General features: G+C 59.7%; 14 protein-coding genes. 8 read left to right on the plus strand and 6 right to left on the minus strand.

The window, feature by feature from the left end:
- Positions 1 to 129: 129 nt before the first annotated feature.
- The 4 genes from btsR to adhE all read right to left on the minus strand — a co-directional run bounded on the left by btsR (position 130) and on the right by adhE (position 6,897).
- Positions 130 to 834: a two-component system response regulator BtsR gene (gene btsR / locus AACW18_RS06135; protein ID WP_218388108.1), complete on the minus strand. Its 705-nt coding sequence runs from the start codon at positions 832 to 834 to the stop codon at positions 130 to 132.
- Positions 831 to 2,522, minus strand: coding sequence for a sensor histidine kinase (locus AACW18_RS06140; protein ID WP_218388109.1), 1,692 nt, complete (start codon positions 2,520 to 2,522; stop codon positions 831 to 833). Before AACW18_RS06140 ends, btsR begins: the two co-directional genes overlap by 4 nt.
- Before the next feature lie 354 nt (positions 2,523 to 2,876).
- Positions 2,877 to 4,112 (minus strand): HD-GYP domain-containing protein, encoded by a 1,236-nt coding sequence (locus tag AACW18_RS06145; protein ID WP_218388110.1) that lies wholly within the window; start codon positions 4,110 to 4,112, stop codon positions 2,877 to 2,879.
- A gap of 109 nt (positions 4,113 to 4,221) precedes the next feature.
- Positions 4,222 to 6,897 (minus strand): bifunctional acetaldehyde-CoA/alcohol dehydrogenase, encoded by a 2,676-nt coding sequence (gene adhE, locus AACW18_RS06150; protein ID WP_042654528.1) that lies wholly within the window; start codon positions 6,895 to 6,897, stop codon positions 4,222 to 4,224.
- A 941-nt stretch (positions 6,898 to 7,838) separates the two neighbouring features.
- Here adhE and AACW18_RS06155 point away from each other — a divergent pair.
- The 7 genes from AACW18_RS06155 to AACW18_RS06185 all read left to right on the plus strand — a co-directional run bounded on the left by AACW18_RS06155 (position 7,839) and on the right by AACW18_RS06185 (position 15,587).
- Positions 7,839 to 8,474 carry a YchE family NAAT transporter gene (locus AACW18_RS06155; protein ID WP_042654529.1) on the plus strand — a complete coding sequence of 212 codons (636 nt, stop codon included), beginning with the start codon at positions 7,839 to 7,841 and terminating at the stop codon, positions 8,472 to 8,474.
- Between the two features lie 281 nt (positions 8,475 to 8,755).
- Positions 8,756 to 10,375 carry an ABC transporter substrate-binding protein gene (locus AACW18_RS06160; protein WP_218388111.1) on the plus strand — a complete coding sequence of 540 codons (1,620 nt, stop codon included), beginning with the start codon at positions 8,756 to 8,758 and terminating at the stop codon, positions 10,373 to 10,375.
- Between the two features lie 96 nt (positions 10,376 to 10,471).
- A complete protein-coding gene (gene oppB / locus AACW18_RS06165) occupies positions 10,472 to 11,392 on the plus strand; it encodes an oligopeptide ABC transporter permease OppB (RefSeq protein ID WP_218388112.1) in 921 nt (306 codons plus the stop codon).
- A 14-nt stretch (positions 11,393 to 11,406) separates the two neighbouring features.
- Complete coding sequence (oppC, locus tag AACW18_RS06170) at positions 11,407 to 12,318, plus strand: oligopeptide ABC transporter permease OppC (RefSeq protein WP_218388113.1); 912 nt, start codon at positions 11,407 to 11,409, stop codon at positions 12,316 to 12,318.
- A gap of 56 nt (positions 12,319 to 12,374) precedes the next feature.
- On the plus strand, positions 12,375 to 13,355 hold the full coding sequence (locus AACW18_RS06175; protein WP_042654533.1) for an ABC transporter ATP-binding protein: 981 nt from the start codon (positions 12,375 to 12,377) through the stop codon (positions 13,353 to 13,355).
- A complete protein-coding gene (gene oppF, locus AACW18_RS06180) occupies positions 13,356 to 14,351 on the plus strand; it encodes a murein tripeptide/oligopeptide ABC transporter ATP binding protein OppF (RefSeq protein ID WP_218290368.1) in 996 nt (331 codons plus the stop codon).
- 291 nt (positions 14,352 to 14,642) lie between these two features.
- Complete coding sequence (locus AACW18_RS06185) at positions 14,643 to 15,587, plus strand: TerC family protein (RefSeq protein ID WP_218328003.1); 945 nt, start codon at positions 14,643 to 14,645, stop codon at positions 15,585 to 15,587.
- A 189-nt stretch (positions 15,588 to 15,776) separates the two neighbouring features.
- Here the strand turns inward: AACW18_RS06185 and alr are convergent, their stop codons facing one another.
- Entirely contained in the window at positions 15,777 to 17,003 is a 1,227-nt protein-coding gene (gene alr, locus AACW18_RS06190) for an alanine racemase (protein ID WP_218388114.1), read from the minus strand.
- A gap of 174 nt (positions 17,004 to 17,177) precedes the next feature.
- On the opposite strand from alr, the gene AACW18_RS06195 reads away from it, so the two are divergent.
- Entirely contained in the window at positions 17,178 to 17,624 is a 447-nt protein-coding gene (locus AACW18_RS06195) for a methyltransferase family protein (protein ID WP_170175998.1), read from the plus strand.
- 54 nt (positions 17,625 to 17,678) lie between these two features.
- Here AACW18_RS06195 and AACW18_RS06200 read toward each other — a convergent pair whose 3' ends face one another.
- Complete coding sequence (locus tag AACW18_RS06200; protein WP_042651762.1) at positions 17,679 to 18,932, minus strand: dicarboxylate/amino acid:cation symporter; 1,254 nt, start codon at positions 18,930 to 18,932, stop codon at positions 17,679 to 17,681.
- Positions 18,933 to 19,063 lie beyond the last annotated feature (131 nt).

Consider the following 19,063-nt stretch of genomic DNA (forward strand, 5'->3'; position numbering starts at 1 on the left):
CATTGTTATTTTATGGTGTGCGCGGCCAGTCTAAGTGGGCTCTTCTGTTAACGGCAGGTAAAGGTGGTGAGCGGCGGCATGGCGACCCGAGCGGTTGCCGACTGTGAGCCGGCGCACACTCAGGCCAGGTCACTCCAGGCCTAACTCATCCCTCAGCTCCTTGAGGTAGCGACGGCTGACCGGCACCTTGGCCCCGCTTTGGGTGACGATCTGGGCCAGCTGATTCTCCAGCAACTGGATCTCGAAGATAGCGTGTGGAGCCACCAGATATTGGCGGTGGCAGCGCAGCAGCGGAGTCTTCTCCTCCAGCGACTTGAGCGTGAGTTGGGTGTGAAACAGCTCACCCTGGCAGGCGACGTGCACCCCGCCGAGATCCGAGAAGGCATACTCCACCTGCTCTATGGGCAGCAGCCGCACCCGGTTGTGCAGGTAGCCGGGAATGTGGCGAATGGCGGGCGCCAGCGAGGTGATGGACTGGGGGGTGAGATCCTGCTTGAGGCGCGCCAGCGTCTTGGCCAGCCGGACGGGCTCGACCGGCTTGAGCAGGTAGTCGAAGGCGTTCTCCTCGAAGGCCTGGATGGCGTAGTCATCAAACGCCGTGACGAACACGATGCGGGGCAGGGGATCGAGCATGGCCACCAGCTCCATGCCGCTGAGCTTGGGCATCTGGATATCGAGAAACACCACGTCCGGCTTGAGTCGTTGGATGAGCGGCAGCGCCTCAAGGGCGTTGGCGGCCGAGCCGAGGATCTCGATATCGGGTTCAGTGCCGAGCAGCTCGGCCAACTCTTCGCGGGCATAGGGCTCGTCATCGACGATCAGGATGCGGATCATGTTATCTCCTGGGAAGGGGGCCGGGGCGCCTTGGGGATGCTGAAGGAGACCCGGGTCCATTGCTCCGGCTCGCACTGGACGTTGAGGCCGAAGCGATCGCCGAAGGCACTCTTGAGGCGGCGGTCCACTATGTTCATGCCGAGCCCGTCCCCCGTCAGATCCCCCTGCCAGGCGCCGGCGTTGTCCTCGACGCAGAGCCTGACCAGCTCGGGGGTTTCCTCCGCGTAGAGGCGGATGCGGCCATGCTCCAGCAGGGTGGAGATGCCGTGCTTGATGGCATTCTCGATGAGGGGCTGCAGGGTGAAGCTCGGCAACTGCAGCTGGCCCAGCCGCGGCGGGATCTCGTTTTGCACTGTCAATCGCTCACCAAAGCGGGCCTGCTCGATCTCCAGGTAGGATTGGCAGTGCTCCTGCTCCTCCTGCAGGGTGGCCATGTCGCTCTGGCGCTTGAGGTTCTTGCGAAAGAAGCGTGACAGATGCAGCAGCAGCTGGCGTGCCCGCTCGGGGTCGCGCCGGGTGATGGCGCTGATGGTGTTGAGGGTGTTGAACAGGAAGTGGGGGTTGATCTGGGCCTGGATGAGTTTGAGCTCGGACTGCACCAGCAACCGCTGTTGCTGCTCCAGCCGGCCGCTCAGCAGCTGCTGGGACAACAGGTTGGCGATCCCTTCCCCCAGGGTGTGGTTGATCTTGAGGAACAATCGCTTCTTGGGCTCGTAGAGCTTGATGGTGCCTATCACCCCCTTGTCCCCTTGCAGCGGGATCACCAGCACCGAGCCGAGCTGGCACTGGGGGGAGATGCTGCAGCGATAGGGCTGGCGGTTGCCGTCGGCGAACAGCACCTTGTTCCGGGCGATGGCCTGCAGGGTGATGGCCGAGGTGATGGGGGTGCCCGGCTTGTGGTGATCCTCGCCGGTGCCGATGAAGGCCAGGATCTTGTCGGTGTCCGTGATGGCGACGGCGCCGACCCCGGTCTCTTCCTGCACGATGCGGGCGATTTTGTTGCTCGCCTCGACGGTGAAGCCCTGGGTCATGATGCCGACGGTGCGGTTGGCGATGGTGAGCGCCTTTGCGGAGAAGACCCGGGAGAACTTCTCGTACATCCGTTGCTGGTCGCGGATCATGCTGATGAAGAGCGCCGCCCCGCAGGAGTTGGCCAGGATCATGGGGGTGGCGATGGTGCGCACCAGCAGCAGGGCCTGCTCAAAGGGCGTGGCGACCAGCAGTATGATGACCATCTGCAAGATCTCGGCGTAGAGGGTGGTGAAGAAGGCGATCCGGGGTTTGAACAGGGCATCCACCCGGTTGGTCCGCATCAGCCGCCAGTGCACCAGGCCACCCAGCAAGCCCTCGCAGGTGGTGGAGATGGCGCAGGCGAGATCGGTAAATCCGCCGAGGGTATAGCGGTGCAGGCCACCGGTCAGTCCCACCAGAAAGCCCACCAGCGGACCCCCCAGCAGCCCGCCCAGCACGGCGCCGACGGCGCGGGTGTTGGCGATGGCGTCATCTATGTCCAGCCCGACGTAGGTGCCGAGGATGCAAAAGCAGGAAAAAATAACGTATATCAAGACTTTGTGGGGGAGCCTGACCGAGTAGTTGGCCAGGGGGCGCAGCAGCGGACTCTTGGAAAAGAGGTAGGCGATGACCAGGCTGACGCTCATCTGCTGCAGCAGGGAGAGGACTAACTGCATAAAAAACGTTCCTTTAAAACCATGGCGCGCAGTGGCCCCGGCACGGCGTTTTGTGATCCGGATCCTGTTCCGTCTCGGGCAATGGGTGTATCGCGGCGAGCAGTTTGCCAGAATGCTGGAGTAAAACCATATAAAATCAGCATGTTAAATTGATATTTGTGTAATCGATTCAGGCTTGGTATTGCTGAAGAGAGCATGAATGTATCCGCTGGATACGCTACACGGAGGTAGCATGCTCCGCCCGGCCTTCTGGCTGGGCGTTTTTTATTCAGGTTCAATAGCGGACCATTTTGAGGGGGATTGGGCAATTATTCAGGTTTGTCCAATGAGTTATCCCCAGCTTCTGGGGATAACTCAGAAGGCGAAATAGTAACAGAAGCGCCGGGTCAGGTTGAAAAACAGCCGTTGCCCCTCGTCCAGCTCCTCCCGCCTGATGCAGGCGGTGATGGCTCTCCCGTCCTCCCGCAGATCGATCATCGGCACCCCTTCCGGGCGCTGCGCCTTGCAGTAGGGCAGCACCTTGGGTCTGAGCGGCATGCTGGGCTCGGTGGAGAGCACCAGTGCCACCAAGCCGTCGTCGAGGCGAACCAGGGAGCCGGGTGGATAGACCCCCAGCACCTTGATCAGCAATTTGACCAGATCCTGATCGAACTTCTTCTGGGACTGTTTGTAGAGCTGGGCTATGGCCTGGCTCGGCGCCGCCGGGGTGGCGCTGCTGCGCGGGTGCAGCAGCTCGTCGTAGTAATCCACCAGGCCGATGAGGCGGGCGAGGGGAGGGATCTCTCCCCCCTTGCTGCCGAGCGGGAAGCCGCTGCCGTCGAGCCGCTCGTGGTGCAGATGGGCGACCTGACGGATCCTGGGTTCAAATGCATGCAGGTGGTTGAGCATCTCCAGCCCGTACTGGGGGTGCATGTTGAGAAAATTCAACTCGGCCCGGCTGAGCTCCCCCCGCTTCTGGGTGATCTGGCTCGGGATCCTGAGCTCGCCAATGTCGTGGACTAGCCCGGCCAGCCCCACCTCTTCCATCTCGACGGGGCTCATGCCCAGCTCGCGGGCCATCAGCATGGCGATGAAGGCCACGCTCAGGCTGTGCTGCAGCAGGATATCCGTGTGCTGGCTGCGGATCAGGTGCAAGCCAAGCGGCCCCTCGTGGGCGGCCATGCGGGCGGCGGCATCGCGCACTATCTGCGCCGTGTGGGCCAGCCCCTCGTCCGGCTTGAGGTTGAGGGCGCCAAGCGCATCGCGCAGCTCGGACAGGGATTGGCCGAATGCCTTGTCGGCGGCGCGCAGGGAGCGGCGAAAGGCCTTCTCGTCGAACATGGCCGGCTCGGGGAGGAGGGGCTCGTCGAGGGGAAGGGGCTGAGTGATCACGGGGATCGCATCACCGTGCAAGAGGGGCTCGACCGGGAGATCGCTTCGTGTGGGATCCACCATCAGCAGGGTGAGTTCGAGGTGGCGGATGATGTCGAGCTGATGCTGATCGCGGATCTTGAAGGCATTGAACATGAAAGGGTGACTGGTCCATCCCGTGGGGAGATGGATGTAGTGGCCGACTCTCAACTGCTCGATAGAGGCTTGGATCAACGCCATAACGCGCTCTTGTGTCGTAGTTACCTACCAACAAGCTAGCAAAATTAAACAGATAGACAAATAAAAAAGCCCGCGCAGGTGCGCGGGCTCTCTATCACAAGGCCAGTTATCAGGCCTTGGATTTTTTCTTGCTTTCAACCTTGGTCTCTACCTTGGCTTCCACCTTGGTCGCTACCTGAGCTTCCTCGGTGAAGGGACGGCCGTAGTAGGTGTCCATCAGGATGGCTTTCAGCTCGGTGATCAGCGGGTAGCGCGGGTTGGCACCGGTGCACTGGTCATCGAAGGCTTCCAGGGCCAGCTGGTCAACCTTGGCCAGGAAGTCGGCTTCGTTCACACCGGCTTCACGGATGGAGGCCGGGATCCCTAAGGTCGCTTTCAGCTCGTCCAGCCAGGCCAGCAGCTTCTCGATCTTGGCAGCGGTACGGTCACTGGCCGCAGTCAGACCCAGGTGGTCGGCGATTTCGGCGTAACGACGACGAGCCTGCGGACGATCGTACTGGGAGAACGCGGTCTGCTTGGTCGGGTTGTCGTTCGCGTTGTAGCGGATGACGTTGCTGATCAGCAGGGCGTTAGCCAAGCCGTGCGGAATGTGGAATTCAGCACCCAGCTTGTGCGCCATGGAGTGACAGACACCCAGGAAGGCGTTGGCGAATGCGATACCGGCGATGGTCGCAGCATTGTGCACCTTCTCGCGAGCAACCGGATCGTTGGCACCGTTCTGGTAGCTGGACGGCAGATACTCTTTCAGCAGCTTCAGCGCTTGCAGTGCCTGGCCATCGGAGTATTCGTTAGCCAGTACGGAAACGTAGGCTTCCATGGCGTGAGTGACCGCATCCACACCACCGAAGGCGCACAGGGACTTGGGCATGTTCATGACCAGGTTGGCATCGACGATGGCCATGTTCGGGGTCAGCTCGTAGTCGGCCAGCGGGTACTTCATGCCGGTGGCGTCGTCGGTGACTACCGCAAACGGGGTGACTTCAGAGCCGGTACCGGAAGTGGTGGTGATACAGACCAGTTCGGCCTTCACGCCCATTTTCGGGAACTTGTAGATACGCTTGCGGATGTCCATGAAGCGCATGGCGAGATCTTCGAACGCGGTGTCCGGGTGCTCGTACATGACCCACATGATCTTGGCCGCATCCATCGGTGAACCACCACCCAGCGCCAGGATTACGTCCGGCTTGAAGGAGTTGGCCATCTCGGCGCCCTTGCGGACGATGGACAGGGTCGGGTCGGCTTCTACTTCGTAGAATACTTCCACTTCCATGTTCAGCTTCTTGAGCAGACGAACCACGTCGTCGGCATAGCCGTTGTTGAACAGGAAACGGTCGGTAACCACCATTGCACGCTTCTTGCCTTCCAGATCACCGAGGGCGATCGGCAGGGAGCCACGACGGAAATAGATGGATTTCGGAAGTTTGTGCCACAGCATATTTTCTGCCCGTTTTGCGACTGTCTTCTTGTTGATCAGGTGCTTGGGACCGACGTTCTCGGAGATGGAGTTACCACTCCAGGAGCCGCAACCCAGGGTCAGGGAAGGAGCAAGAGCGAAGTTGTACAGGTCACCGATACCGCCCTGGGTGGAGGGGGTGTTGATCAGGATACGGGCGGTCTTCATCTTGTCGCCGAAGTATCTGATGCGGTCGGCGTTGCGATCCTGGTCGGTGTACAGACCAGAGGTGTGGCCGATACCACCGATGTTGACCATGTCACAGGCCATATCAACGGCGTCTTCGAAGTTTTTGGCACGGAACATACCCAGCGTCGGGGAGAGCTTCTCGTGAGCGAACTCATCTTCAGCGCACAGTTCCAGACCTTCACCGATCAGGATCTTGGTGGTGGCAGGCACAGTCACGCCAGCCATGGCCGCGATCTTGGTGGCCGGCTGGCCCACGATATCGGCGTTCAGCGCGCCGTTGATCAGCAGCACCTTACGTACCTTGTCAGCTTCATCTTTGGACAGGATGTAGCCATCGTGGCTGGAGAAACGCTCTTTCACCTGGTTGTAGATGGAGTCAACCACGATGACAGCTTGCTCGGACGCACAGACCACACCGTTGTCGAAGGTCTTGGACATCAGGATGGAGGCGACGGCACGCTTCACATCGGCGGTTTCGTCGATGACGATCGGCACGTTACCCGCACCTACGCCGATAGCAGGCTTGCCTGAGGAGTAAGCGGCTTTCACCATGCCCGGGCCACCGGTGGCCAGGATCAGGTTGATGTCGTTGTGCTTCATCAGCGCGTTGGACAGCTCAACGGAAGGTTGATCGATCCAGCCGATGATGTCTTTCGGTGCACCGGCGGAGATGGCTGCATCCAGTACCAGCTTGGCAGCGGTATTGGTGGAGTTCTTGGCGCGGGGGTGCGGGGAGAAGATGATGGCGTTACGAGTCTTCAGGGAGATAAGGGCTTTGAAGATCGCGGTAGCGGTCGGGTTGGTGGTCGGAACGATACCGCAGATGATACCTACCGGCTCGGCGATGATCATGGTGCCCATCTCGTCATCCTGGCTCAGGATGCCGCAGGTCTTCTCGTCTTTGTAAGCGTTATAGATGTATTCGGAGGCGAAGTGGTTCTTGATAACCTTGTCTTCGATGATACCCATACCGGACTCTGCCACGGCCATTTGGGCCAAGGGGATACGGGCGTTGCTGGCGGCCAGGGCGGCGGCACGGAAAACCTTGTCTACCTGCTCTTGCGAGAAGCTGGCGAATTCACGCTGTGCTTCTTTGACGCGGGCAACCAGTGCATCCAGTTCAGCCAAATTGGTTACTGCCATGTTTATCTCCTGATGATTTGAAAACTGTTTAGTAAGACCTTGGCAATGCCCGGCAATTATAGCCTTCCTGTCAAGGATAGAATCACCACAACGGGGTATTTACATGCCTTACTAAATTGCTTTCTGAGTCGATTATAGAGCGGGGTCGCTGCAGAAAAACTTGATCTGGATCATATGTAACAAAAGAACAAAAGAAATTTTGTTTCATATATGTAGATCGGTTGAGGCGATCTGCAAGCAGGGCGGGGTCTGGCGGCGATAATCCCTGCATTAATTAAGGGATATGTTTAATTTTTCAAATGGTTAGTGAAGATGCGCCAAGGGATCTCGAGCGCCTTCGGCCCGAGTGGGTCAGGGGCGCGCTGGATTCGAAGGCGATCATCTCGCGGTAGCCCCTTACCTTGTTACCGTTGTTTGCGGCAAAAAAGCGTGTTTTTTTCATCCATCTGTACACCCAAAGGGCCGCTTGCTGGCCCTCGGCGGTCACAGCAGAAGATGCCGGCACGGGTTGACATGCGATAGTGTGATTTCCGTTCGACCCTGATCCTGACTCTGGGCCAAAATGTTAGGACAGAGATCGTCGATAATCAGTTGGCAACGCGAGTCGGAGAGCCGCCGCGCCAAGGGGCTGCGCATCCGGTTTCATTGCAACCTGGCTCCATATCAATCAATGAAAATGTCTCTTTTTGCGATGCAAAATATCGCGACAAGACAAGGTGGTCAGATAAAGCGCTAATGAATTTTGCCAAAATGTTAATTTCACCAGGCTGGCATTAACAACTCGATATGTTGAATTATGTCGATTCATTAGAGGAACTAACTGAAAAGCCACGGAAAGGGTGAGATTATTTGATTGGTGAAGGTCATGAGCATGGTGTAAATTTACGCACAGTTTTTGTTGGGATGGCCCATGTGGCCCCGTTTGATTCTGGATGGCGCCTATGGCAGCAATTGACGTCTCTTTGTATCTGAAATTTTTTGTTGGTCTGTTTGCGATCATCAACCCGCTTGGGTTGTTGCCGGTCTTTGTCAGCCTGACGGGCCACATGCAGCCGGAAGAGCGGATGAAGACCAATACCACTGCCCATATTGCGGTGGTGGTGATCCTGATGGTCTCCATGTGCATGGGGCAGCTGATCCTGGATAGTTTCGGCATCTCATTGGCGTCATTTCGCATCGCCGGTGGTTCGCTGATCACTCTAATCGCCTGGTCCATGCTGCAAGGCAAGCTGGGCGAAGTGAAGCATAACAAGCAGGAGAAGGGCGAACTGGCCGCGCGGGAATCCATCGCCGTGGTGCCGCTGGCGCTGCCGCTGATGGCGGGGCCCGGGGCTATCTCCTCTTCTATTGTCTATGCCAGCCAGAAAACCTGGCCCCAATTGCTGGGCATGTTCGTGGTGGCCATGGCATTTGCGTACTGCTCCTGGCTCATCTTCCGTGCCGCCCCCTTGTTGTTCAAACTGATGGGGAACACCGGCATCAACGTGGTGACCCGGATCATGGGGCTCATCATGATGTCCCTTGGCATCGAGATCATGGTGGCTGGCGTCAAGGGCGTCTTCCCCGGATTGATGTGATTCAGGTCTGTTTTGTCGGAGCCGGTCCCAGTGACCGGCTTTTTATTGTTTCTTTTTTGTTAGCCATTTCCTAGAATCGGGCGGGGCTGTATATAAAAGCACCAAACCAGCCTGTTTAAATGCTAGGGAATGGCTTAAAAGCTGTTTATTTGACCAAGGCTTAGCACCAGCTCTGATGATATATGTTGCATTATCAGAAATGACAGGGAATTATGCTGATTGCGACCTCAGGCTCGCACTTATGGCAAATGCATGGAATGTTCTTGTTGGAGTAAATGGAAATGACTCATAAAAAAACAATGATAAATACCCTTTTATTGGCTGCGCTATTCAGTGGGGCCAGCCTGGCTCAGGCCGCAGATGTCCCCGCTGGCACCAAGCTCGCCCCCGAGCAGTCTCTGGTGAAAGGTAACGGTTCAGAACCCGCTACCCTGGACCCGCACAAGACCGAAGGAACGGTCGAATCCAATATTCTGCGTGACCTGTTCGAGGGGCTCGTCAGCTCAGGCCCCAAGGGTGAGACCCTGCCCGGCGTGGCCGAATCCTGGGAAACCAAGGACAACAAACACTTCGTGTTCCACCTGCGCAAAGATGCCAAGTGGTCCAATGGCGAGCCGGTGACAGCCCATGATTTCGTCTTTGCCTTCCAGCGTGCAGTCAACCCCAAGACTGGCTCTCCCTATGCCTGGTACATGGAGCTTCCGACCATCGTCAACGCCAGTGCCATCATCGCTGGCAAGAAGCCTGCCGACACGCTGGGCGTGAAGGCCGCAGACGACTACACCTTCGAAGTGCAGCTGGAAAAAGCGATCCCCTATTTCGTCAGCATGCTGTCCCACACCACCACTTACCCGGTACCGAAAGCGGTGATCGAGAAGTTTGGTGACAAGTGGACCCAGCCGGCCAACATGGTCTCCAACGGTGCCTACAAGCTGAAGGATTGGGTAGTCAACGAGCGCGTCGATGTCGAGCGCAACCCCAACTACTGGAACAACGCCAAGACAGTGGTCGACAAGGTCACCTACCTGCCGATCCAGTCCACCAACGCCGAGCTGAACCGCTATCTGGCCGGTGAACTCGATCTGACCTACAACATGCCGATCGAGCGCTTCAAGCAGATGAAGAAGGAGCACCCGAGTGAGGTGCAGGTCAGTGGCTACGTGGGTACCTACTACTACACCTTCAACACCAAGCGCAAACCCTATGACGACGTGCGGGTACGTACCGCGCTCACCTATGCCATCGATCGCAACGTGATCGCCGACAAGGTGATGGGCAAGGGCGAGACCCCGGGTTATGCCCTGGTGCCGGACTTTGTGGACGGCTTCAAGCCGGTTGCACCGGCCTGGTCCAAGCTGAGCCAGGCCGAGCTCGATGCCAAGGCCAAAGCGCTGCTGACCGAGGCCGGTTATGGCCCGAACAATCCACTCAAGTTTGAACTGCTCTACAACACCGACGACAACCACAAGAAGGTGGCCGTGGCCGTCGCCTCCATGTGGAAGAAGCTGGGCGTGCAGGTGAGCCTGGTGAACCAGGAGTGGAAGACCTACCTGGAAACGCTCAAGCAGGGTCAGTTTGATGTGGCTCGTCGTGGCTGGATCGCCGACTACAACGAAGCCTCTTCCATGCTGGATCTGATGCAGACCACCCACGGCAACAACGACGGCAAGTACTCCAATGCTGCCTTCGACAAGATGATGGCCGAGTCGCGCAACCAGGTAGATGCAGAGTCACGCAACAAGCTCTATGTCCAGGCCGAAGATATCCTGGCCAAGGACATGCCGATCGCACCCATCTACCAGTACGTGACCTCCCGTATGGTCAAGCCTTATGTGGGCGGCTACCCGGCCAACCCGCTGGATAACCTCTACAGCAAAGACATGTACATCATTGCTCACTGAGTAAAGCAACAAGTCGCATAACAAGCAGGCCCGCCAGACGGCGGGCCTTTATTACAACCGCGACCCTTTGGAAGCAGTACAGGACAGGAAATGTCTATGTTGAAATTCATTTTTAAACGTCTACTGGAAGCGATCCCGACCCTGCTGGTCCTGATCACCGTCTCCTTCTTCATGATGCGCTTCGCTCCTGGCAACCCCTTTACCAGCGAACGCGCCCTACCGCCGGAAGTCTTGGCCAACATCGAGGCCAAATACGGCCTGGACAAGCCCATCGGCGTGCAATACCTCACCTATCTGGGCAACCTGGTGCAAGGCGATCTGGGCCCCTCCTTCAAGTACAAGGACTTCAGCGTCAACGATCTGGTCAGCCAGGCGCTGCCGGTCTCAGCCAAGATTGGCTCGGCGGCCTTCGTGCTGGCGGTGATGCTGGGGGCCATCTTCGGCACCATAGCGGCGCTCAAACAGAACACCATCATCGACTATCTGCTGATGTCGTCGGCCATGGCCGGGGTGGTGATCCCGGGCTTCGTGCTGGCGCCCTTGCTGGTGCTCTTCTTCAGCATTTATCTGGGCTGGTTCCCCGCCGGGGGCTGGCAGGGGGGAGGGGTGCAGTTCATGGTGCTGCCGGTGTTTGGCATGATGATGTACTACATCTCCGCCATCTCGCGCATCATGCGCGGCAGCATGATCGAGACCATGAACTCCAACTTCATCCGCACCGCCCGCGCCAAGGGCTTGCCGCTGCGCCATATCATCCTGAGGCACGCGCTGCGTCCGGCCATGCTGCCTGTGGTCTCCTATCTGGGCCCGGCTTTTGTCGGCATCATCACGGGCTCTGTGGTGATCGAGACCATCTTCGGCCTGCCGGGAATCGGTCAACTGTTCGTCAACGGTGCCCTCAACCGTGATTACTCCATGGTGCTCGGTCTGACCATTCTGGTCGGCGCCCTCACCATTACCTTTAACGCCGTGGTCGATATCCTCTATGCCGTCATCGATCCCAAGATCCGTTACTAAGTCGGGAGTTCATCATGGTTGTCACAACTGAGAAGCGCGAAGCCATCGAGGCGTTCGCCCAGAAAGTGGAAGTGGTGGAAGGGCGCTCCCTGTGGAAGGATGCCCGTCGCCGTTTCCTGCGTAACAAGGCGGCTCTCACCAGCCTCATCATCCTGACCATCATAGGTCTGGCGGTGATAGTCGGGCCCCATCTGTCCCAATTTACCTTCGACGATCCGGACTGGGGTGCCATGCAATCGGCCCCTGACATGGAGGCGGGTCACTACTTCGGCACCGACAGCCTGGGGCGCGATCTGTTCGTGCGCACCCTGCTCGGCGGCCGCATCTCGCTGATGGTGGGCATCATGGGCGCCATGGTGGCCGTGGTCATCGGCACCCTGTACGGCGCGGCCTCCGGCTTCATCGGCGGACGGGTCGACAGCCTGATGATGCGGGTACTGGAGATCCTCAACGCCTTCCCCTTCATGTTCTTCGTGATCATGCTGGTGACCTTCTTCGGTCGCAACCTGGCCCTCATCTTCCTCGCCATCGGCGCGGTGAGCTGGCTGGACATGGCGCGGATCGTGCGAGGCCAGACCCTGAGCCTCAAGAGCAAGGAATTTATCGAGGCGGCCCACGTCTGTGGCGTCTCCAAGTGGAAGATCATCACCCGTCACATAGTGCCGAACGTGCTCGGCATCGTGGCCGTCTACGCCACCTTGCTGGTGCCGGGCATGATCATGTTCGAATCCTTCCTGAGCTTCCTTGGGCTCGGCGTGCAGGAACCCATGACCAGCTGGGGTGCCCTGCTGGATGAAGGCTCCAAGTCGATGGAAGTGGCCATCTGGCAACTCTTGTTCCCCGCCGGTTTCATGGTGGTGACCCTGTTTTGCTTCAACTTCCTCGGGGATGGTCTGCGTGACGCCCTCGATCCCAAGGACCGCTAATAGCGTCTGAAGGATCGGCAGGAAAGCGTCACGAAAGATCGATAAGGAGTGTTTATATGAAATTACTGGATGTAAAAGATCTGCGGGTCGAGTTCAAGACCCCGGACGGCAATGTGGTGGCGGTCAACGACCTCAACTTCTCCCTGGCGGCCGGCGAGACCCTGGGGATCGTCGGCGAGTCCGGCTCCGGCAAGTCCCAGACGGCCTTTGCCATCATGGGGCTGCTCGCCAAGAATGGCATCATCACCGGGTCGGCCAAGTTTCAGGGCGAGGAGATCCTGAATCTGCCGGAATCCAAGCTCAACAAGATCCGCTCCGAGAAGATCGCCATGATCTTCCAGGACCCCATGACCTCCTTGAATCCCTACATGAAGGTGAAGGATCAGCTGATGGAAGTGCTGATGCTGCACAAGGGGGCGAGCAAGGCGGCGGCGTTCGAGGAGTCGGTACGCATGCTCGATGCGGTGAAGATCCCCGAGTCGCGCAAGCGGATGAACATGTACCCCCACGAATTCTCCGGTGGCATGCGCCAGCGGGTGATGATCGCCATGGCACTCTTGTGTCGCCCGCAGCTGCTCATAGCCGATGAGCCGACCACGGCGCTGGACGTGACGGTACAGGCCCAGATCATGACCCTGATGAACGAGCTCAAGCGCGAGTTCAACACCTCCATCGTCATGATCACCCACGACTTGGGCGTCGTCGCCGGCATCTGTGACAAGGTGCTGGTGATGTATGCCGGCCGCACCATGGAGTACGGCAGGGTCAACGACATCTTCTATCGCCCGAGTCATCCCTACACCGAGGGCTTGCTGCGCGCCATTCCCCGTCTCGACACCGAGGGGGAAGTGCTGCCCACCATCCCGGGCAATCCGCCCAACCTGCTGCGTCTGCCCGTCGGCTGCCCCTTCCAGGAGCGCTGCCACCGGGCTCACGAGATCTGTGGCCAGCAATCCCCGATCCTGACCCCCTTCGGCGACGGACGGACAAGGGCCTGCCATTGGGTATCGGATGCCATGATCAAGGGGGCAAACTAAATGGGTACTGACAAGAAACTGCTGCTGGAAGTGTCCGACCTCAAGGTCCACTTCAGCATCAAGAGTGACAAGGCCTGGCCCTGGGCCAAACCCTCCGCCTTGAAGGCGGTGGACGGGGTGACCCTGCGCCTGTACGAGGGGGAGACCCTGGGGGTGGTCGGCGAGTCCGGCTGTGGCAAGTCCACCTTCGCACGGGCGCTGATCGGCCTGGTGCCTGCCACCGACGGCAAGGTGGTGTGGCTGGGCCAGGATCTGACCCAGCTCGATCAGGGGGCGCTGCGGGAGAAGCGCAAGGAGATCCAGATGATCTTCCAGGACCCGCTGGCCTCCCTCAACCCGCGCATGACCATAGGCGACATCATCGCCGAGCCGCTCATCACCTTCTATCCCAAGCTGTCTCGGGATGAGGTGAAGGGGAAGGTGCGCACCATGATGACCAAGGTGGGGCTGCTGCCCAACCTGGTGAACCGCTATCCTCACGAGTTTTCCGGCGGTCAGTGCCAGCGCATCGGCATCGCCCGGGCGCTGATCCTGGAGCCCAAGATGATCATCTGTGACGAGCCGGTGTCGGCGCTGGATGTCTCCATCCAGGCCCAGGTGGTCAACCTGCTCAAGTCCCTGCAAAAGGAGATGGGGCTGTCGCTCATCTTCATCGCCCACGATCTGTCGGTGGTGAAGCACATCTCGGATCGGGTGCTGGTGATGTATCTGGGCAACGCGGTGGAGCTTGGCACTCGCCAGGAGATCTTCGCCAACCCCTTGCACCCTTACACCAAGGCGCTGATGTCGGCGGTGCCCATTCCGGATCCGGACCTGGAGCGCAGCAAGGTCATCCAGATCCTGGAGGGGGATCTGCCGTCTCCCATGAACCCGCCGTCCGGCTGCGTGTTCCGCACCCGCTGCCCGGTGGCCGGCCCCGAGTGTGCCAAGACCAGGCCCATGCTGGAAGGGAACTTTGACCACGCGGTCTCCTGTCTCAAGGTGGATCCACTCTGAGCCTGAGATGAGTATGCGGGGCGCCCAGGTGGCGCCCCGATTTTTTGCCGTGGCGGATAAGATGCCTCTTGGCGTTATCTTTCGAGGCTGATACTATCCGCCGCACAAGGGGAGTAACTTCTCGCCGGTTTGTCGTCATTACGGTGCACCCATTTCCTGCAGTGCACCCGGCAGCCGGGCAGCAATATTTTTGCTGTAAGTGAGACCTTGCCGAGAGGCAAGGTGTATCTGCTCCAAACGCAAACCCACGCCTCTCGGTCGTGGGTTTTGTCGTTTCTGGGAGAAGTGAAAATGGGTGAATGGTGGATGTGGGCCGGTTTCTTCAGCATAGTGCTGGCCCTGTTATGGATTGACATCCGCTTCGTCGGCGGTGGCAAGGCGCACAAGGTGTCGCTCAAGGAGGCGGGCATCTGGTCCCTGGTCTGGATCAGCGTGGCGCTGCTGTTCAACCTGGCCATCTGGTTCTGGCTGGATCACAGCGCAGGCCGTGAAATAGCCAACCAGAAGGGGCTGGAGTTCCTCACCGGCTACCTCATCGAGAAGGCGCTGGCGGTGGACAACGTCTTCGTCTGGCTGATGCTGTTCGGCTACTTTGCCATCCCGGCCGAGCTGCAGCGCCGGGTGCTGCTGTACGGGGTGCTGGGTGCCATCGTCATGCGGGCCGGCATGGTGTTCGCCGGCAGCTGGCTCATCGAGCAGTTCCACTGGATCCTCTACCTGTTCGGCGCCTTCCTGCTGCTGACCGGGGTCAAGATGCTGTGGGCCGCCGACAAGGAGCCGGATCTTGGCAACAACCCGCTGCTGGGCTGGATGCGCCGCCGCTTCAAGGTGACCGAAAGCCTGGAAGGGGAGAACTTCTTCGTCTGGCGTGACGGGGTGCGCTATGCCACACCGCTGCTGCTGATCCTGGTGCTGGTGGAGGTGAGCGATCTCATCTTCGCGGTGGACAGCATCCCGGCCATCTTCGCGGTGACCACGGATCCCTTCATCGTGCTGACCTCCAACATCTTCGCCATCATGGGTCTGCGTGCCATGTACTTCCTGCTGGCAGGGGTGGCCGAGCGCTTCGCCCTGCTCAAATACGGGCTGGCGCTGATCCTGATGTTCATCGGGGTCAAGATGCTGCTGCTGGAGGTGTTCAAGATCCCCACCGGCATAGCGCTGGGCGTGGTGGCGCTGATCCTGCTGACTTCTATGGGATTGAGCCTCTGGGTGACCCGTAAAAAGGCGGCGTGAATAATCTCGGCGGGGTCTGCTCAAGATCCCCCTGAGTGACATCGCCCTGGGCGTCGTGGCCCTGATCCTGCTGAGCTCGATGGGGTTGAGCCTCTGGGTGACCCGTAAAAAGACTGCCTAAGCGCAGCGCCATCTAGAACCAATAAAAGGGGCTCCCATGGGAGCCCTTTTTTCATATCAGATGGCCGATCAGCGTTTGATCTTCTTGGGGTTGGTGTAGCCCCAGATGGTGTACATATCGGCCAGCAGGGCACCGTTGTACTCCTCCAGATCCGCCTGCTTCACCTCGGCATCCCCCTGACGGCCGAACAGCACCACCTCGTCACCGGGTTTCACCCCTTTGAGATCGGTCACGTCCACCATGATGGTGTTCATGGAGGTCTTGCCCACCACTGGTACCTTCTGGCCCTGGATCAGCACATAGGCCTTGTTGCTCAGCGCCCGGCGATAGCCGTCGGAGTAACCGAGCGGCAGGTTGGCGAGCAGGGAGTCGCGCTTGAGGGTGAAGGTGCGGTCATAACCGACGGTGTTGCCGGCCGGGTAGTGGTTGACCGAGGCAACCTGGGTCTTGAACGCCATCACCCGCTTGTATTCGGTGTAGGAGGGGATGGAGTCGCCGTAGAGCAGGCCGCCCGGGCGCACCATGTCAAAGTAGGCGTCCGGCACTTCCAGGGTGGCGAAGGAGTTGGCGGCGTGGATGGTGATCTTGCTGCGATCCAGCTTGCCCGCCTCGAGCAGCCACTGGCTGTCCAGCTTGAACTGGGCCAGCCCCAGCTTGACGTCCTCTTTCTCCTCCACCGGGAAGTGGGTCATGATGCCGACCGGGGTGATGCCCTTGAGCTTGAGCATGGCCAGGGCCTCGTCCTTGGCACCGGACTGGCGCAGATCGATGCCGTTGCGGCTCATGCCGGCGGAGTTCAGGCCGACATGGACCGGGATCTGGGTGTTGTGGCGCAGGGCGATGTCGGAGATGCCCTTGGCGCTCTCCAGGCTGCCGATGAGCTCTTCCAGCTTGTAGGGCAGCGCCTGCTCCACCTCGGCCGGGATAGCGGCGCGCACCCGCATCAGTCGGCCTTCGAAGCCCTTCTCACGGGCCACGCGGGCCTCTTCATTGCTGGCGATGCCGATGCAGGGGATATTGGCCTTGACCACCGAGGGCACCAGCAGATCGATGCCGTGACCGTAGGCGTCGGCCTTCATGATGGCGCAGATCTGCGGCCCCTTGTCACCGAGGCGATCCTTGAGGGTCTGGATATTGTGTTCGAATGCACCCAAGTCCACTTCCAGCCAGGCGTTGGTCGCGGTCTGCTCCTGACCGTTGCGCAGATCGGTGGCGAGTGGCAGGTAGGGGGCGGCGACGGCCTGGCCGGCGAGCAGGCCGAAGATCAGGGTCGCGAGCAGGGTTTGCTTGTGCATGAGGTGATTCCTTCTTATTGTTCGTGTTGAGGATGATCTCGGTTGATGCGAGACGCGGTGTCGCTGGGGCTGCATGTTGCTATGCTGATGATCTTTGTCACTTTTTGCCCAGCTACCGGCGCTGCGAGTGTATCGTAATGGCGCCATTTGTGGCACATGTTGCAGGAAGAAAATATGCGTTTCGAGCTGCGTATCCCACCCTTGTTATTGTTTGTCGTGATCGCGCTTGCCATGTGGCTGGGGCGGGGGGATGAGAGGGGGGGCGGGGTGGCGCTCATCCTGGCTGGCGGCCTGCTGATCGCGGGCGCCCTGCTGGGGGGCGGGGCGCTGCTGAACTTTCATCGGCAGCGCACGACGGTCAATCCGATCCGCCTGCAACAGTGCCGGGTGCTGGTGACCCAGGGGGTCTATCACCTCAGCCGCAACCCCATGTATCTGGGGCTGCTCTGCTGGTTGATGGCACTGGCCTGCTATCTCGGCGGCCTCTGGGGTTGGCTGGGTCCGCTGCTGTTGCTGGGCTGGCTCACCCGCTTTCAGATCCTGCCGGAGGAGCGCGCCCTGCGTGCCCGCTTCGGCATCGCCTATGTGCAGTACTGCCGGCGGGTGCGGCGTTGGTGCTGATTACCGCCCAGCAAAAGGCCCGCATCTGCGGGCCTTTTGCTGGGTGGAGTTGGCTCAAGCCTTGGCGAGTTCGCCCTCGGGCTGGGTCTCTCCCAGGCTGTCTTCGGTCTTGGCCACCACGCTGGCGGCGATGGCGTTGCCCAGCACGTTGGTGGCGGAGCGGCCCATGTCGAGGAAGTGGTCGATGCCGAGCAGCAGCAGGATGCCGGCCTCCGGGATCTGGAACTGGTTCAGGGTGGCGGCGATCACCACCAGGGAGGCGCGCGGCACCCCGGCCATCCCCTTGGAGGTGACCATCAGCAGCAGCAGCATGGTGATCTGCTGGGCCATGCTGAGCTCGATGCCGTAGGCCTGGGCGATGAACATGACCGCGAAGGTGCAGTACATCATGGAGCCGTCCAGGTTGAAGGAGTAACCCATGGGCAGCACGAAGCTGGCGATGCGCTTGTCACAGCCGAACTTCTCCAGCCGATCCAGGGTCTTGGGGTAGGCGGCCTCGGAGCTGGCGGTGGAGAAGGCCAGCAGTATGGGCTCGCGGATCATGGACAGCAGGGTCAGGATGCGGCGGCGGATGAACAGGCTACCCATGGCGATGAGCAGCAGCCAGAGGCAGGCCAGGGCCAGATAGAACTGGGCCATGAAGGTGCCGTAGGTGGCGAGGATGCCGAGCCCTTCCTTGGCGACCATGGCGGCGATGGCGCCGAACACCGCGAAGGGGGCGAAGTTCATCACGTAGCCGGTCACCTTCAGCATGATCTCGGCGCTGCTTGCCATCAGCTTGACCACGGGTTTGGCGGCATCGCCCAGGGCGGCGGCGGCCAGCCCGAAGAAGAGGGAGAACACCACTATCTGCAGGATCTCGTTGGTGGCCATGGCCTCGATCACGCTCTTGGGAATGGCGTGGGTGACGAAGTCCTTGAGGGAGAGGGCACTGGCGACCACGCCGGAGCTGGCGGTGTCATCCGGCAGGGAGAGGGAGAGCCCCACGCCCGGCTGCATCAGGTGCACCATGATCAGGCCCAGGGTCAGGGACATCAGCGAGGCCAGCATGAACCAGCCGAGGGTCTTGACCCCGATGCGGCCCACGGTGCGGGTGTCGCCCATCTTGGCGATGCCCACCACCAGGGTGGTGAAGACCAGGGGGGCGATGATCATCTTGATCAGGCGCAGGAAGATGTCGGTCAAGATGGTGATGTCACTGGCGAAATCAGCCGCCTGAGCGGGTGCCAGCAGGCGGTAACCTTGACCGGTAAAAATGCCAAGCAACATCGCGATGAGGATGGCAACCGTCAACTTATTCATTTTCATGGGGGAGTCCCAGTGTCTCTGTGTGCAGTGCGTGTACAGGTGGCGGGGGGCCACCTCAGTCCGTTTTTGTGATCCGGGCCATGGAATCCTGACAGCCGGTGTGCTGGCAGAATGCCTAATCACGAAAGGGA

It is taken from the genome of Aeromonas sp. sia0103, from assembly GCF_963895295.1.
GTDB lineage: Bacteria > Pseudomonadota > Gammaproteobacteria > Enterobacterales > Aeromonadaceae > Aeromonas > Aeromonas encheleia.

Coding starts and splice junctions, on each gene's coding strand:
- btsR (WP_218388108.1), bottom strand. CDS start 834: ATGATCCGCATCCTGATCGTCGATGACGAGCCCTATGCCCGCGAAGAG.
- AACW18_RS06140 (WP_218388109.1), bottom strand. CDS start 2,522: ATGCAGTTAGTCCTCTCCCTGCTGCAGCAGATGAGCGTCAGCCTGGTC.
- AACW18_RS06145 (WP_218388110.1), bottom strand. CDS start 4,112: ATGGCGTTGATCCAAGCCTCTATCGAGCAGTTGAGAGTCGGCCACTAC.
- adhE (WP_042654528.1), bottom strand. CDS start 6,897: ATGGCAGTAACCAATTTGGCTGAACTGGATGCACTGGTTGCCCGCGTC.
- AACW18_RS06155 (WP_042654529.1), top strand. CDS start 7,839: ATGGCAGCAATTGACGTCTCTTTGTATCTGAAATTTTTTGTTGGTCTG.
- AACW18_RS06160 (WP_218388111.1), top strand. CDS start 8,756: ATGACTCATAAAAAAACAATGATAAATACCCTTTTATTGGCTGCGCTA.
- oppB (WP_218388112.1), top strand. CDS start 10,472: ATGTTGAAATTCATTTTTAAACGTCTACTGGAAGCGATCCCGACCCTG.
- oppC (WP_218388113.1), top strand. CDS start 11,407: ATGGTTGTCACAACTGAGAAGCGCGAAGCCATCGAGGCGTTCGCCCAG.
- AACW18_RS06175 (WP_042654533.1), top strand. CDS start 12,375: ATGAAATTACTGGATGTAAAAGATCTGCGGGTCGAGTTCAAGACCCCG.
- oppF (WP_218290368.1), top strand. CDS start 13,356: ATGGGTACTGACAAGAAACTGCTGCTGGAAGTGTCCGACCTCAAGGTC.
- AACW18_RS06185 (WP_218328003.1), top strand. CDS start 14,643: ATGGGTGAATGGTGGATGTGGGCCGGTTTCTTCAGCATAGTGCTGGCC.
- alr (WP_218388114.1), bottom strand. CDS start 17,003: ATGCACAAGCAAACCCTGCTCGCGACCCTGATCTTCGGCCTGCTCGCC.
- AACW18_RS06195 (WP_170175998.1), top strand. CDS start 17,178: ATGCGTTTCGAGCTGCGTATCCCACCCTTGTTATTGTTTGTCGTGATC.
- AACW18_RS06200 (WP_042651762.1), bottom strand. CDS start 18,932: ATGAAAATGAATAAGTTGACGGTTGCCATCCTCATCGCGATGTTGCTT.